Source organism: Stenotrophomonas sp. FBCC-B152, assembly GCF_059134105.1.
Window position 1 is genome coordinate 55188 of the sequence record NZ_CP101442.1, and the last position, 13918, is coordinate 69105.

The window sequence follows — 13918 nt, forward strand, 5'->3', positions numbered from 1 at the left end:
GGCCCGTAGGGACACGCCATGCGTGTCCACGCGGTGCCCGGCACCCCGGCGCCACCCCAACGCCGTTTCATCCCTGCTTTCCCGGCTTCCATCGCATCCTGCTTGTTCCCTCCGGCGGCAGGGCTATCCTCACACCATCCCATCGTGAAGACGCCGCCGTGTTTGCCAGCCTTTCCCTGATTCTCCGTATTCTGGTGGCCTGGGCCGCGGCGATCGTCGTGGCCGGGTTCGTGTGGAGCGGCTTCTTCCACGGCATGGACGAGGGCCCGGGCTGGGTGTTCGGGCTGCTGGCGCTGTTCCTGATGATCACCGCGCTGGGCAGCTGCATCACCCACCTGCGCCGCGTGTCGACCCTGGCCGGGCGCCTGGATGCGGCCACCCTGTCCAGCCGCCAGCGCCGCCAGATCGAACTGCCGATGGACGCCGGCGAGGCCTTCCGCCTGGTCGAACAGGCGATCAAGGAACTGCCGCGCGTGGAAGATATCGAAAGCGCCGCCGGCAGCCTGCAGGTGCGCGCCTACGTGCGCCGCGTGGACCCCTACAACGGCCGCCCGCCATCGCGCTGGAACCTGCCGGCGCGCTGGGCGATCAAGCGCAACAGCGTGCTGGCCACGGTCACCCCGGGGCAGGGCACCAGCAGCGTGACCCTGGTGTTCGAACCCGATGCGGGGGTGTGGGCCGACCTGCTGGCGGTGGACGAGGGCAGCAACTACGAGAACGCCGAAGCGGTCAGCCGTGCCATCACCCGCCGCGTGTCCGAACAGCGCCGCGACGAGCAGGCGGCGGCCGAACAGACCGCCACGGAAAAGGAACTGTCGGTGGCGCGCCTGAACCTGCTGCACGCCCAGGTGGAGCCGCACTTCCTCTACAACACGCTGGCCAACGCGCAGGTGCTGACCCGCACCGACCCGCCGCGCGCCGACCAGATGCTGGGGCACCTGATCCAGTACCTGCGCAGTTCGCTGCCGAGCGTGGACGAATCGATGTCCACCCTGGGCGTGGAGCTGGAGCGCACCAAGGCCTACCTGGAGATCCTCAAGATCCGCATGGGCGCGCGGCTGGCGCTGCAGGTGGATGTGCCGCCGGCGCTGGAAACCGTGCCGCTGCCGTCGATGGCGCTGCAGACGCTGGTCGAGAACGCGATCAAGCACGGGCTGGAACCCAAGCCCGGCGGCGGCACGGTGTGGATCATCGCGCGCGCCTTCGACGACCACGTCACCCTGACCGTGGCCGACGATGGCCTGGGCTTCGGCCAGGGCAGCAGCGGCACCGGCATCGGCCTTAAGAACCTGCGCGAACGGCTGCGCCTGACCTGCGGTGAGCGCGCCGGCGTGGCCATCGTGTCCAACTTCCCCAGCGGCGTGGCGGCAACGATCACCCTGCCGCGCGACGCACGCGAGGCGATCCATGCTGCTTGATGCCCTCATTGCCGAAGACGAAGACCTGCTGCGCCAGTCGCTGGTGGCCCAGCTGCAGCGGCTGTGGCCGGAACTGCGGCTGGTGGCCGAATGCGAAGACGGCGCCAGCGCACTGGAGCGGCTGGCCGAACTGAAGCCGGACCTGGCCCTGCTCGATATCCGCATGCCGGGCATCAGCGGCATCGAGGTGGCGCGCGCGCTGCCGGAGATCAGCCCGCGCACCCAGGTGGTATTCGTGACCGCCTACGACCAGTACGCGATCGATGCGTTCGAGCAGGGCGCGATGGATTACCTGCTCAAGCCGGTCAGCGACGAGCGCCTGCTGGCCACGCGTGATCGCATCCTGGCGCGCATGCAGATGGGCCGGCCGGACAACGCGATGCTGGAGCAGCTGCTGCAACGCCTGGGCCAGCAGCCCGGGGCGCACTCGAACGCGCCGCCGCTGGCATGGATCACCGCCAGCAATGGCCGCGATACGCAGCTGATCATGCTGGAAGACGTGGTTTACTTCCGCGCCGACAGCAAGTACACCACGGTGGTGACCGAGGCCGGCGAAAGCCTGCTGCGCACGCCGCTGCGCGAGCTGCTGGAAGTGCTGGACCCGCAGCGCTTCCGCCAGATCCACCGTTCCACCATCGTCAACATGAAAGCGGTGGCGGCGGTGAGCCGCGATGACACCGGCCGTGGCCAGCTGCGCCTGAAGCAACGGCCGGAAGTGCTCAACGTGAGCCAGCCGTTCATGAGCCTGTTCCGCGGCATGTAAAAAAACAATGCCACCGTGTTCGCGCACGGTGGCATTGGGATCCCCCTGGACCGGGTGGGGTCAGAAGGCCGGTTGCAGGTGCAGGTTCTGGCCGGGGTCGGGTTCGCCGACGTGGTTGAGCTGGCCGACCAGTTCCGAATGCTGCTTCATGCGCCCGATCTCGCGCATGATGCGGATGTCTTCGTGGCGCAGTTCACGCCTGGCGGTGACGGCCTGCTTGTAATCGAGCACTTCCGGGTAGAGCTGGGCCATGTCCAGCGCTTCGGCCACGCATTCCACGGTGTCGGCGTCGGAGGTGATCCGCGCGCGGCTGTTGAACGCCTTCATCCAGCGCTCGAAACCGGCGGTGTGGTCGAACATGTTGGCCATGAACCAGATCACGAACAGGATCGAGACCCACGAGCCGAACACGATCACCACGCGGGTGAAGGTGATATGGAAGTCGTCCTTCCACAGGTAGTTGGCGATCAGCCCGAGGATCAGCAGCGAGGCCGCCTGCCAGCCGACGATGGAGGCCATCAGCCACTGGCCCTTGGCCTTGGCCAGGGTGGCCACTTCTTCGCGGATCTGCTGCTCACTCTTGTTGCGCCAATGCGCGACCTGCTTTTCGAACGGGCTGCCGTAGAGCTCGTTGTCCTGGAGCAGTAAACCTAAACCTTTGAACAAAGCGATCATCACGGGCTCCTTCGGGAACGTGCAGCGGCGCATTTGGACGGACGGTGAGGCGGGTTCAGTTCTAGCACTTTCATTTCGCTTGGCAATGGGCAGTGCGACAAAACGCCGCAGGGGGGATAACTGAATACGTCCTGCGCGAAAATTTTTGCGCGGTGCGGCATCGAAAACTGCTCGAAAAACTGAAAAACCGGGCGGGTTTTCTGCTGCACTCGCACAATTCGCGGACGGGGTGGCGCAACAGCGTGGCCCGGGCGTCGCAGATCACGCAGAATTGACGCAACCGCGCAGGATCGCGGTCCTCTCGACCCCCTGGAAGGCCCCTGATGTCGTCACTGCTGCACCGTCTCACTGCGCCCGCTGCCGTGCCGATCCGGCGCTGGGTGCTGGGAGCCTTCCCGCGCGGGCAAAGCGGGATCGACTACGACCACCCGCTGGGCGACCCGGGCTGGTTCGGCCCGGACAGCGTCACCTGGCGCGTGCATGCCGAGTTTCCCGGGATGCTGGCCGGTGGGCTGTGCGCGCTGATGCTGCAGACCCTGCACCCGCTCGCGCTGGCCGGGGTGTATGACCATTCCAACTTCCGCGATGACCTGGTGGGGCGGCTGCGCCGGACTACGGCATTCGTGGCCTGCACCAGCTATGGCCCGGCCGGGGAAGTGGAAGCGCTGGTGGCGAAGGTGAAACGCATCCACGCGCAGGTGCGCGGGCAGACCCCGGAGGGGCAGGCGTACTCGGCCGATGATCCGGCCCTGCTGACCTGGGTGCATGTGACCGAGGCATACGGCTTCCTGCAGGGTTACCGGCGTTACTGCCGTGAGGTGCCCGAGGCGATTGCCGACCGGTACTACGATGAGTACCGGCGCGTGGCCGAAGCATTGGGTGCCACCGACGTGCCGGCCTCGGAAGCGGAAGTAACGGCGTACTTCGCACGACAGCAGGCGGTGCTGCGCTTCGATGCGCGCTCACGTGAAGTGCTGGAGGTGCTTTCAAGCATCCGGCTGCCCGTACCGATGGCGGGGCTATCGCGCGAGCTGTTCCTCGGCGCCGGTGCCGCGCTGCTCCCGGAGTGGGCAACGTCCATGCTGGAACGCACGCCGCTGCAACGCACCCAGGCACGCGCTTCAGCAAGGCTGTTGCAGGGCATGTCGCCGCTGTTCCGCCGCGCGCTGCAGGACGGCGTAGCAGCACGCGCCTGCGTGCGAGTAGGCGTGCCGATCAGCACGTTGGCGCATTGGTGATGTAGCGCGGAGTGCAAAAAAAAACGGGCGCCGAAGCGCCCGTTTTTGTCACCACACCTTGACCCGCTTTTCCGGGGCCAGGTACAGCTTCTGGCCGTCCTTCACTTCGAAGGCGGGGTACCACGCGTCCAGGTTGCGCACGGTGAGCGCGCGGAACTGGCCGGGGGCGTGCACGTTGGTCAGCAGCGAATTGCGCAGGGCCTGTTCGCGCGCCTTGCTGCGCCACGCCTGGGCGAAGCCCAGGAAGAAGCGCTGGTCCGGCGTGAAGCCTTCCAGGGTCTGGCCCGGCTTGCCCTGCAGCGACAGCTGGTAGGCGTCGTAGGCCGTGGCCAAGCCGGCCACGTCGGCGATGTTCTCGCCCAGCGTCAAACGGCCGTTGACCGACACGCCCGGGAACGGTTGGTAGCTGCTGAACTGCGCAGCCAGCGCATCACCGGCAGCGTTGAACTTCTTCAGGTCCTCGGCCGTCCACCAGTTGTGCAGCTTGCCGGTTTCATCGAACAGCGCGCCGGCATTGTCGAAGCCGTGGCTGATCTCGTGGCCGATCACCGCGCCGATCGCGCCGTAGTTCACCGCATCATCGGCGGCACCGTCGAAGAACGGCGGCTGCAGGATCGCGGCCGGGAACACCAGGCGGTTTTCCAGCGGCACGTTCATCGCGTTGATGGTCTGCGGCAGCATCGCCCATTCGCTGTGGTCCACCGGCTGGCCCAGCTTGGCCAGGTTGCGGCGGTACTCGAACTGGCTGGCGCGCTCGGCGTTGCCCAGCGCATCGTCGCGCTTTACTTCCAGGCCGGTGTAATCACGCCACTTGTCGGGGTAGCCCATGCCCACGGTGAGGCCTTCGACCTTGGCCTTGGCGTGCGCCTTGGTTTCCGGCGACATCCATTCCAGGGCGTCGATGCGCTTGGCGAAGGCGGCGATGATGTTCCTGGCCATCTCATCGGCGCGCGCCTTGGTGGCCGGGTCGAAGTGCTTTTCGACATACAGCTTGCCGATGGCTTCGCCCACGGCGTTGTTGCTCTCATCCACCGCACGCTTCCAGCGTTCGCTCTGCTGCGGGGTGCCGTTGAGGGTGGTGCCGTGGAAGGCGAAGCGCGCATCGGCCATCGCCTTGGGCAGGTACGGCGCGGCGCGGTCCAGCGCGTGGAAGGTCAGGTAGTCCTTCCACACATCCAGCGGTTCGGTGGCGACCAGGCGCGAAATGCCGGCCACGGCCTTGGGCTGCCACACGATGAAGTCGTCCTGCTTGTCCAGGCCGGCGGCGCCCAGGAACGCGGCCCAGTCCATGCCCGGCGCCTTGGCGCTCAGGTCGGCCTGCTTCCACGCGTTGGCGCCCTTGGCCACGTCGTTGGTTTCTTCCTGGGTGGCGTGCGCCTGCGCGATGCGGGTTTCCAGCGCCAGGATGCGCTGCGCCTTGGCGGCCGGGTCGGCCACGCCGGCCAGCTGCAGCACCTGGGCGATATAGGCCTGGTACTGCTTGCGGATCTCGGCCATGCGGCCGCCCTGCAGGTAGAAGTCGCGGTCGGGCAGGCCCAGGCCGCCCTGCACCAGGTACGGTGCGTTGCGGTCCGGTTGCAGCAGGTCCACCGAGACCCAGGTGCCGAACAGGCGGTCGGTGTAGAAGTTGGTGGCGTTGAGCAGGTCCACGTCGGCGCGCAGGGTGCCGCCGAGGGCGGTGGCCAGCGCGGCCTTGTCGCTGATGCCGCCGATGGCATCCAGCTCGGGCTTGATCGCGCCCATGCCGCGCGATTCGATCCCGGCCTCGTCCATGAAGGCAGCGTAGTAATCGCCGATCAGCTTGGTTTCGCCGCTGGCCTTGGTGTCGGCGGCGGCGCCTTCGAGGATGGCGCGGGTGTCGGCCAGGGTCTTCTCGGAAATGACGTTGAAGCTGCCGTAGCTGGAGCGGTCGGCCGGGATTTCGGTGTTCTTGACCCAGCTGCCGTTGGCGAAGCCGAAGAAGTCATCGCCGGCGGCGACACTGCGGTCCATGCCGGCGGCATCGAAGCCGAAGCTGCCCAGCTGCGGCTTGGGCGCGGCGGGCGGGGCGGCGGTATCGGCCGCCGGCGGGGCGGTCGGCGCGGCCGCATCGCGGTCGCACGCGGCCAGGCCCAGCGACAGGCTGGCGGCAATGGCAAGCATCAGGGTGGGGCGGCGCAGCTTGGACATGAACTTCTCAGGCAACGGGGAAACCCCAAGTCTAATCCGCCGCCCGGGCCGGGAACCGGCCGGATCTGGCGGGAGTTGTGGCCGCATTCGGCTCCGTCAAGGTGTGACGGCCGTCCCAACCCCCTTCCCGCGCCCGGCACGGTCGTGCATGCTGGGGGCAAGGCGCTGGGCCAAGGCCTTGCCCGTCGGGAACGGGCAGGATGGAGGTCAAGAAATTGCGACCTCGGCCGCTCAGGTTTGGGGAAACCAGGAAGCGTTTACATGAAGTCAGGCCGTCACCGAGGTAGAGGTACGCGATGCCCGCGCTGAGCCAGCCCATGGCGCGGCCGCTGCGCACTATCGTGTGGCTGGGCATCGGCCTGGGCCTGCTGCTGGGCGCGGGCCTGGTGGTGATGCTGGTCAATGATTACCAGCGCCGGCTGGAGGCCGCCCAGCGGCAGAGCACGGCGTTGGCCACCGGTTCGCAGCGCCTGCTGCGACTGGAACTGCGCAACCTGGAACGCGCCATGCGCGGCATCGCCGCCGACGGCGCGCAGCTGTTCGACCGGGTGCCGGCGCAGGCGCCGGACCTGCTCGACGACGCCATCGATGGGGTGCTGCAGCGGCATGCCGAGCTGGAAAGCATCGTGGTGGTAGACCAGTTCGGCCGCGCGCTGACCAGCGGCAGCGGCGACCTGAGCCTGCCGCTGTGGGCAGTGGAGCCGCACCGTGGCGCCGACAGCCTGCTGTACCTGGGCCCGCCGCAGGACCTGGGCATGCGCCGCTGGGTGCTGCCGCTGGCGCTGCGCATGGGCGAGGACCGCTGGCTGCTCAGCAGGCTGCATACCAGCGAGCTGCAGTCGATCATCAGCGGGCTGGATATCGGCCTGCACGGCGTGCTTTCGATCAGTGATGTCACCGGCCACGTACTGGCGCGCAGCCCCGACAACGATGGCCTGACCGGCCAGCAGTTCAAGCTGCAGCGGCGTGACCTGGTGGGCAGTGATTCGGTGCTGCCGCTGGGCGTTGAAAACAGTCCCATCGACAAGGTCGAGCGCATCACCACCCTGACCACGCTGGCCGAGTACCCGCTGGCGGTGTACGCCGGGCTGGGCCGGCAGGATGTGCTGGCGCCGTGGTGGCCGTACGTGCAGGCGTCGATAGGCCTGTACCTGCTGTACTGGGGCGCGTTCGCGCTGGTCTACACCAGCCTGCGCCGCGCCACCCGCCGCCAGGATGCGATGAGCGAGGAACTGCGCACCGGCCATGCCGAACTGCGCATGGCCCACCAGGTCGGCAAGATCTGCACCTGGACGGTGGACGAGGATGCCTCGGTGCTGCGCTGGTCGCCGCTGGCACGCGATGTGTTCGGCATTCACCTGGATTCGCTGCCCGTGGCCGATTTCTTCAACCGCGTGCACCACGAGGATGTGCAGCGGCTGCAGGCCGCCTTCGACGATGCGTTCGCCGGCAACGGCGTGCTGGATGAAATGTTCCGCATCGTGCTGCCGGGCGGCACCACGCACTGGGTGTCCGCGCGCGGCCAGCAGGTGGGCGGCAGCGACCGCGAGCGGCGCATGATCGGCGCGCTCACCGATGTGAGCGAGCGGGTCCAGGCGCTGGCGCGCGCGCAACAGGCCGAGCGCCAGTTCCGCCTGCTGTTCGACCGCAACCCGGCGCCGTTCTGGGTGTTCGACCCGGACACGCTGCGCTTCCTGGAAGTGAACGAAGCAGCGGTGCGCCAGTACGGCTACAGCCGCGATGAATTCCTGGCGATGAGCATCCTGGACATCCGCCCGCGCGAAGGCTGGGAGGAAATCCGCGGGGCGATCGCCAACGCGGCCAGTGGCGACCTGCAGGACGCCAAGGTGCGCCTGCACCGGCGCAAGGACGGCACCGTGTTCGAAGTGCGCGCGCACCTGGCGCGGCTGGATTTCGACGGGCGCGAGGCCTGCCTGGTGCTGGCCGAGGACATCAGCGACCGCATGGCCTACGAGCGCGACCTGGCCTACCACGCGACCCACAACCCGGCCACCGGGCTGCTCAACACCCGCGCGCTGGCCGCGCAGCTGGATGAGGAAGGCGGCAGCTACACCATCGCCTACGTGCAGTTCCGTGGCCTGCAGCTGGTGGCAGATACGCTGGGCCGCGAAGTGGGCGACGTGGTGCTGCAGGCCATGGCCAAGCGGCTGGGTGGGCTGGGCGTGCGCTATGGGTTGCTGGCGTTCCAGCCGGCCGAGGATTTCATCTTCGCCATCCGCGACGACCACGAGCGCCAGACCGCGCTGGATACGCTGGTGCAGACCGTTTCCGAACCGGTGCGCGGGCAGGACTGGCTGCACCAGTTCGAGCCGCGCATTGGCGTGGCGGTGAAGTTCGATGGCGATGTGGTCAGCGCCGAACAGGTGATCGGCATGGCCGCGCAGGCCGCGCATGCCGCGCGCGACGAAGGCAGCGTGATTGCCTGGTTCGACAGCGCAGTGAGTTCGCGCCTGGCCGACCGGCTGCGCCTGGCCGGGCGCATCCACAGCGCGATCGATGCCGAATTCGCGCTGTATTTCCAGCCGATCTGCCATGCCAGCGATGGCAGCCCGGCCGCGCTGGAGGCGCTGCTGCGCTGGCCGCAGGCCGATGGCAGCTTCATTCCGCCGGGCGAGTTCATCCAGCTGTGCGAAGACACCGGGTTGATCCTGGCGCTGGGCCGCTGGGTGATCCGCGAAGCGGCGCGCGCGCAGCGGCAGCTGGTGGATGCCGGCTGGGACCTGCCGATCGCGGTGAACGTTTCGGCGGTGCAGTTCTTCAACAGCGACCTGGTGGCCGAGTTCAGCCGTGCCAGCCAGGAGTTCGGGCTGGCGCGCGGGGCGCTGCACGTGGAGCTGACCGAGAGCAGCCTGATGCGCAAGCCGGGCCAGGCCAAGCAGACCATGCAGCGCATGCACGAGCAGGGCATCTGCATTTCGCTGGATGATTTCGGTACCGGTTATTCGAACATGTCCTACCTGCAGCACCTGCCGCTGGACATCCTGAAGATCGACCGCAGCTTCGTGGCCGATGTGGAAACCAACCCGCGCAACGCCTCGATCTGCCGCGCGCTGTTGTCGCTGGGCCACAGCATGGGCCTGACGGTGATCGCCGAAGGCGTGGAAACCCCGGGCCAGCACGAATGGCTGGCCGCGCACGGCTGCGACCAGGTGCAGGGCTTCCTGCTGGGCCGCCCGGCGCCGTTGGTGGACGTCATTGCCAAGCTGGAAACGGCGGCGGCGTGATGGATGCCATTGTTCTGAATGTGGAACAAATACAGGTATTGGCAGGCGTTTAACCGCACTGGCATTGGCAATAATCTGGCGTTCTGGATTTCCCGGAGCCCTGCCATGACCCGCCTGCCGTCGCTGTACATCTCCCATGGTTCGCCGATGACCGCCCTGACCCCGGGGCTGGTGGGCGTGCGCCTGGCCGAGCTGGCCGCGCAGCTGCCGCGCCCGCGCGCGATCGTGATGGCATCGGCGCACTGGTTGACCCATCAGCCGGTGGTGGGCGCGCACCCGCAGCCGCCGACCATCCACGATTTCGGCGGCTTCCCGCAGGCGCTGTTCGACCTGCAGTACCCGGCGCCGGGCGAGCCGGCGCTGGCCGGGGAGGTCGCGCAGCGGCTGGCCGCCGCTGGTCTGCCCGCGGCCGTGGACCCGAGCCGTGGCCTCGACCATGGCGCGTGGGTGCCGCTGCGCCTTCTCTACCCGCAGGCCGACGTTCCGGTGGTGCCGCTGGCGCTGCAGCCGCTGCAGGGCCCGGCCCACCAGTTCGCGCTGGGCCGCGCACTGGCACCGCTGCGCGATCAGGGTGTGCTGCTGGTCGGCTCGGGCAGCATCACCCACAACCTGTACGACTTCCGCGAGTACCAGCGCGGCGGCGAAGCGCCCTATGTGCGCCCCTTCATCGAATGGGTGGAGCAGCGCCTGCAGGCCAATGACAGCGCCGCGCTGCTCGATTACCGCCGCCAAGCGCCGTATGCCGAACGAGCGCACCCCACCGACGAGCACTTCCAGCCGCTGCATTTCGCCCTTGGTGCGGCCGGCGGTGACGTGCTGGGTGCGCAGCGCATCGATGCCGGTATCGATGCGGGCATGCTGGCGATGGACATCTACCGCTTCGACGGCGAGGCGGCCTGAGTTCGCCGTTGTAGGGCGCGGTTCGGGGTGGGTGTGGTAATTTTTTTCCAGGCTCTCTGGAAAATGCATGCATACGATTGAAGTCGTCCTGGCGATGCTGGTGGCGGTGGTCGCCAGCGGCTACCTGGTCCGCGTACTGCCGTTGTCGCTGCCGCTGCCACTGGTGCAGATCGGCCTGGGTGCGGTGATTGCGGGCGTATTCAACCGTGGCCATGCGCTGGAACCAGAGATGTTCTTCCTGCTGTTCCTGCCGCCGCTGCTGTTCCTGGATGGCTGGCGCATTCCCAAACAGGGCCTGTTCCGCGACAAGGGCGTGATCCTGGAGCTGGCGTTCGGGCTGGTGGTGTTCACCGTGATCGGCGCCGGCCTGCTGATCCACTGGATGATTCCGGTGATGCCGTTGGCGGTGGCGTTTGCGCTGGCGGCGATCATTTCGCCGACCGACCCGGTGGCGGTGAGTTCGATTGCGTCGCGCGCACCGATTCCCAAGCGGCTGATGCACATCCTGGAAGGCGAATCGCTGTTGAACGATGCGTCCGGCCTGGTCTGCTTCCGCTTCGCGGTGGCGGCGGTGATGACCGGCTCGTTCTCGCTGGCCACCGCCTCGGTGACCTTCCTGTGGGTGGCGGTGGCCGGCCTGGCGATCGGCGTGGCGGTGACGCTGGGCGTCTCGACCTTCCAGCGCTGGCTGTGGCGGCGCTTCGGCGAAGAGCCGGGCGCGGCGCTGCTGGTGAACCTGCTGATTCCGTTCGCGGCCTACCTGCTGGCCGAAGAAGCCAACGCCTCGGGCATCCTCTCGGCGGTGGCCGCCGGCATCACCATGAGCTACGTGGAACTCACCGGCCGCGTGTCGGGCAGCATGCGCGTGCAGCGCATGGCAGTGTGGAACATGCTGCAGTTCTCCTTCAACGGCATCATGTTCGTGCTGCTGGGCGAGCAGCTGCCGGGCATCGTGGACCGCGCCATGACCACGGTGAGCGAGAGCGGGCACCAGAGTGCGTGGTGGCTGCTGGTGTACGTGGTGGTGATCAACCTGGCGCTGGTGCTGCTGCGCCTGGCCTGGGTGTGGCTGTCGCTGCGCTGGAGCGTGCTGCGTGCGAAGCACCGCGGTGAAGCGCGGCAGGGCACCTCGTGGCGGATCGTGGTGGCCACCTCGGTGGCCGGCGTGCGCGGTGCGATCACGCTGGCCGGTGTGCTGACCCTGCCATTGTTCCTGCCCGATGGCAGTGCCTTCCCGGCGCGCGACCTGGTGATCTTCCTGGCGGCGGCGGTGATCCTGGTATCGCTGGTGGGTGCCAGCGTGGCGCTGCCGCGCCTGCTCAAGGGGCTGGAACTGCCGGCCGATTCGGGCGAGCGCAAGGAAGAAGACCTGGCGCGGAGGCTGGCCTCGAAGGCGGCGCTGGCCGGGGTGGAGCGCATGCGCCAGCAGCTGGTGCAGAACCAGACCACCGACAACGTGCAGCTGTACAACGATGCGGCCTCGCGGGTGAGCCTGCTGTACCAGCGCAACCTGGAAAAAGACCAGGGCCCGGATGCGGACCCGGAGAAGGTGCAGCGCATGGAGCAGGGCTACCGCCAGCTGCGCAGTGCCGGGCTGACTGCCGAACGCGAGGAGCTGTTCCGCTTGACCCGGCGCGGGCGGATTTCCGACGAGATCTCGCGCAAGCTGATCCGCAACCTGGACCTGCTGGAAACCCGGCAACGGGATTGACGGCGCGGCCGTCAATCCCGGGGAACAACCGGCCGTGGGCCGGTTGACCGGTTATTCCGGCTTCTGGTCCAGGTAATACGCCACTACGGTGCCCTTGACCTTGATGGTCATCGGGTTGCCACGGCGGTCGCGGGCCTTGCCGGCCTGCACGCGGATCCAGCCTTCGCTGACCGAGTATTCCTCGACGTTGTCGCGCTCGACATCATTGAAGCGGATGCCCACGCCGCGCTCCAGCGCCGCAGCATCGTGGAAGGGGCTGGCCGGGTTGATCGCCAGGTGGTCGGGAGGGGTATCGCTCATGGTCATTGGATGCTGACAGCCACCACGGCCATCTTCAGGCGCACAGGATAAACCGTATGGTGGCCGTGGCAGAATGCCTGCCTGTCTCCAGGAATACCGGCCATGCCCGACAACAGCGACTATTTCGACTTCGAAGAAGACGAACGCGATTTCGACGAAGACGATTTCGAGGCCCGGATCTGGAACCTGTTCGTGCTGATCAACCCGGGCGACGAGGAACTGGGCCTGCAGCAGTTCAACCGCTGGCGCGAGGCGCTGCTGGAGAACGGCGAGGAGATCGACGAGGAAGCCGACTGGCTGCCGCCGTTGATGACCGCCATTGCCTGGCAGTCCGGCTTCGAGGTGGAGCGTGAGGATACCGATGCGCTGGTGTCGGCGGTGAACGAGCTTTCCGCGCGCTGGAACCTGCAGCTGGACTGGGGTGGCGACCTGGACGACGAGGATTTCGCCGCCCACATTGACGCGCCCCGGCTGATGGGCACCGCCTACGACCGCCTGCGCGAACACAACTACTCGCTGTGGAGCGTGGATACCGGCAACGGCGGCCTGGCTGGCTGGATGGCGCTGCAGCGCGACGATGACGCCATGCTGGCGCTGTGTTCGCTGCTGGGGGTGGAAGTGCGGCCGGGGTCCGATCCGTTCTGACGGGGATTACCCCGCGTATTGCGACCTGGCATTGGCGATGACGGCTTTCACCAGGTCCCGGTCGGTGTGCCGGGAAATGGCGGTCGCGCCCAGCGCGATCGCCTGCAGGCGCAGCGGGGCGGGGACGTCGTAATGGGCGCCGCTGCGGCGGTTCTGGAATGCCCGCCGGGGAATCCCGAGCTGCGCCGCCATGGCGTGCAGCTCGGGCAGGGTGTCGGCCATCAGATGCGCCCAGCGCTCGCCGCGCCAGGGGTGTACCGCATCGTCGATATAGACCGTCACCGGGTGGCCGTGGCTCAGGCCTGCGGCTTGTCGTCGCTGGCGGCCGGGGTGGCCTCGGCGGCGTCGGCAGCCGGTTCGGCGGCCGGGGCGTCTTCGGCGGCGGTGTCAGCGTCGTCGCCTTCTTCGCCTTCCACGCCTTCGAACTCGGAGACCAGCTGGCCCAGGTACTCGTCGGCGGTCTTGCCTTCATCGGCGGCCAGGTCGTCGATCAGCTGCTGCAGCTGGGTCGAGTATTCCAGGGTGACCTTGCGGCCTTCCTTCTCCTGGACATTGGAGAGGTGCTTGAGCATGGCCAGCATCGGCACCGGGTTGTCGGCGTTGCCCATGGTCTGGCCGCCAATGGCCAGCAGCCATTCGGTGCCCTGCAGGCCGATCGCGGCGACCACCTGGCCTTCTTCGTTGGTCAGCACGGCGTGGTTCTGCACCGGCTGCTGGGCGTTGAGGCGGTTGATCGGGCGCTTGGGCTGGAGCTTCTTGCGCTTGTCGCGCTTGGCCTTGGACTGCTTGGACATGGGGTTCGTTCGTTCTGGATCGGAAAGGGGCCATTGTAGAGGCCAGAGCCGTTTCCGGGC

At 67.7% G+C, this 13918-nt stretch carries 12 protein-coding genes; 7 read left to right on the top strand and 5 right to left on the bottom strand.

Features of this window, described 5'->3' with window-relative positions:
- The first annotated feature begins 158 nt into the window (after nucleotides 1–158).
- Both NMB40_RS00255 and NMB40_RS00260 read left to right on the top strand, forming a co-directional pair.
- On the top strand, nucleotides 159–1418 hold the full coding sequence (locus tag NMB40_RS00255) for a sensor histidine kinase (RefSeq protein WP_494359762.1): 1260 nt from the start codon (nucleotides 159–161) through the stop codon (nucleotides 1416–1418).
- Nucleotides 1408–2181: a LytR/AlgR family response regulator transcription factor gene (locus NMB40_RS00260; protein WP_210132099.1), complete on the top strand. Its 774-nt coding sequence runs from the start codon at nucleotides 1408–1410 to the stop codon at nucleotides 2179–2181. Before NMB40_RS00255 ends, NMB40_RS00260 begins: the two co-directional genes overlap by 11 nt.
- A 60-nt stretch (nucleotides 2182–2241) precedes the next feature.
- Here NMB40_RS00260 and NMB40_RS00265 read toward each other — a convergent pair whose 3' ends face one another.
- Nucleotides 2242–2856, bottom strand: a complete 615-nt coding sequence (locus tag NMB40_RS00265; protein WP_068854530.1) for a hypothetical protein — start codon at nucleotides 2854–2856, stop codon at nucleotides 2242–2244.
- Between the two features lie 323 nt (nucleotides 2857–3179).
- Here NMB40_RS00265 and NMB40_RS00270 point away from each other — a divergent pair, with 323 nt between their 5' ends.
- Nucleotides 3180–4094 (top strand): oxygenase MpaB family protein, encoded by a 915-nt coding sequence (locus NMB40_RS00270; protein ID WP_494359763.1) that lies wholly within the window; start codon nucleotides 3180–3182, stop codon nucleotides 4092–4094.
- Nucleotides 4095–4142: 48 nt separating this feature from the next.
- Here NMB40_RS00270 and NMB40_RS00275 read toward each other — a convergent pair whose 3' ends face one another.
- Entirely contained in the window at nucleotides 4143–6263 is a 2121-nt protein-coding gene (locus NMB40_RS00275) for a M13 family metallopeptidase (protein ID WP_494359764.1), read from the bottom strand.
- Between the two features lie 296 nt (nucleotides 6264–6559).
- On the opposite strand from NMB40_RS00275, the gene NMB40_RS00280 reads away from it, so the two are divergent.
- The 3 genes from NMB40_RS00280 to NMB40_RS00290 all read left to right on the top strand — a co-directional run bounded on the left by NMB40_RS00280 (nucleotide 6560) and on the right by NMB40_RS00290 (nucleotide 12119).
- Nucleotides 6560–9508 (top strand): bifunctional diguanylate cyclase/phosphodiesterase, encoded by a 2949-nt coding sequence (locus tag NMB40_RS00280; RefSeq protein WP_494359765.1) that lies wholly within the window; start codon nucleotides 6560–6562, stop codon nucleotides 9506–9508.
- 105 nt (nucleotides 9509–9613) lie between these two features.
- Nucleotides 9614–10408: a dioxygenase family protein gene (locus NMB40_RS00285; RefSeq protein WP_494359766.1), complete on the top strand. Its 795-nt coding sequence runs from the start codon at nucleotides 9614–9616 to the stop codon at nucleotides 10406–10408.
- Between the two features lie 67 nt (nucleotides 10409–10475).
- Nucleotides 10476–12119, top strand: coding sequence for a Na+/H+ antiporter (locus tag NMB40_RS00290; protein WP_494359767.1), 1644 nt, complete (start codon nucleotides 10476–10478; stop codon nucleotides 12117–12119).
- A gap of 51 nt (nucleotides 12120–12170) precedes the next feature.
- Here the strand turns inward: NMB40_RS00290 and NMB40_RS00295 are convergent, their stop codons facing one another.
- Nucleotides 12171–12419: a DUF3297 family protein gene (locus NMB40_RS00295; protein ID WP_214904994.1), complete on the bottom strand. Its 249-nt coding sequence runs from the start codon at nucleotides 12417–12419 to the stop codon at nucleotides 12171–12173.
- A gap of 102 nt (nucleotides 12420–12521) precedes the next feature.
- Here NMB40_RS00295 and NMB40_RS00300 point away from each other — a divergent pair, with 102 nt between their 5' ends.
- Nucleotides 12522–13064 carry a DUF6630 family protein gene (locus tag NMB40_RS00300; protein WP_282247845.1) on the top strand — a complete coding sequence of 181 codons (543 nt, stop codon included), beginning with the start codon at nucleotides 12522–12524 and terminating at the stop codon, nucleotides 13062–13064.
- 6 nt (nucleotides 13065–13070) lie between these two features.
- Here NMB40_RS00300 and NMB40_RS00305 read toward each other — a convergent pair whose 3' ends face one another.
- Together NMB40_RS00305 and NMB40_RS00310 are read right to left on the bottom strand one after the other, a co-directional pair.
- Complete coding sequence (locus tag NMB40_RS00305) at nucleotides 13071–13346, bottom strand: DUF4031 domain-containing protein (RefSeq protein WP_494359768.1); 276 nt, start codon at nucleotides 13344–13346, stop codon at nucleotides 13071–13073.
- 14 nt (nucleotides 13347–13360) lie between these two features.
- Nucleotides 13361–13858 (bottom strand): hypothetical protein, encoded by a 498-nt coding sequence (locus NMB40_RS00310; RefSeq protein WP_494359769.1) that lies wholly within the window; start codon nucleotides 13856–13858, stop codon nucleotides 13361–13363.
- Nucleotides 13859–13918: the final 60 nt, after the last annotated feature.

What these genes read in the sequence shown, in the direction of transcription:
- NMB40_RS00260 (WP_210132099.1), top strand. Translation starts at nt 1,408, where the DNA reads ATGCTGCTTGATGCCCTCATTGCCGAAGACGAAGACCTGCTGCGCCAG.
- NMB40_RS00265 (WP_068854530.1), bottom strand. Translation starts at nt 2,856, where the DNA reads ATGATCGCTTTGTTCAAAGGTTTAGGTTTACTGCTCCAGGACAACGAG.
- NMB40_RS00270 (WP_494359763.1), top strand. Translation starts at nt 3,180, where the DNA reads ATGTCGTCACTGCTGCACCGTCTCACTGCGCCCGCTGCCGTGCCGATC.
- NMB40_RS00275 (WP_494359764.1), bottom strand. Translation starts at nt 6,263, where the DNA reads ATGTCCAAGCTGCGCCGCCCCACCCTGATGCTTGCCATTGCCGCCAGC.
- NMB40_RS00280 (WP_494359765.1), top strand. Translation starts at nt 6,560, where the DNA reads ATGCCCGCGCTGAGCCAGCCCATGGCGCGGCCGCTGCGCACTATCGTG.
- NMB40_RS00285 (WP_494359766.1), top strand. Translation starts at nt 9,614, where the DNA reads ATGACCCGCCTGCCGTCGCTGTACATCTCCCATGGTTCGCCGATGACC.
- NMB40_RS00290 (WP_494359767.1), top strand. Translation starts at nt 10,476, where the DNA reads ATGCATACGATTGAAGTCGTCCTGGCGATGCTGGTGGCGGTGGTCGCC.
- NMB40_RS00295 (WP_214904994.1), bottom strand. Translation starts at nt 12,419, where the DNA reads ATGAGCGATACCCCTCCCGACCACCTGGCGATCAACCCGGCCAGCCCC.
- NMB40_RS00300 (WP_282247845.1), top strand. Translation starts at nt 12,522, where the DNA reads ATGCCCGACAACAGCGACTATTTCGACTTCGAAGAAGACGAACGCGAT.
- NMB40_RS00310 (WP_494359769.1), bottom strand. Translation starts at nt 13,858, where the DNA reads ATGTCCAAGCAGTCCAAGGCCAAGCGCGACAAGCGCAAGAAGCTCCAG.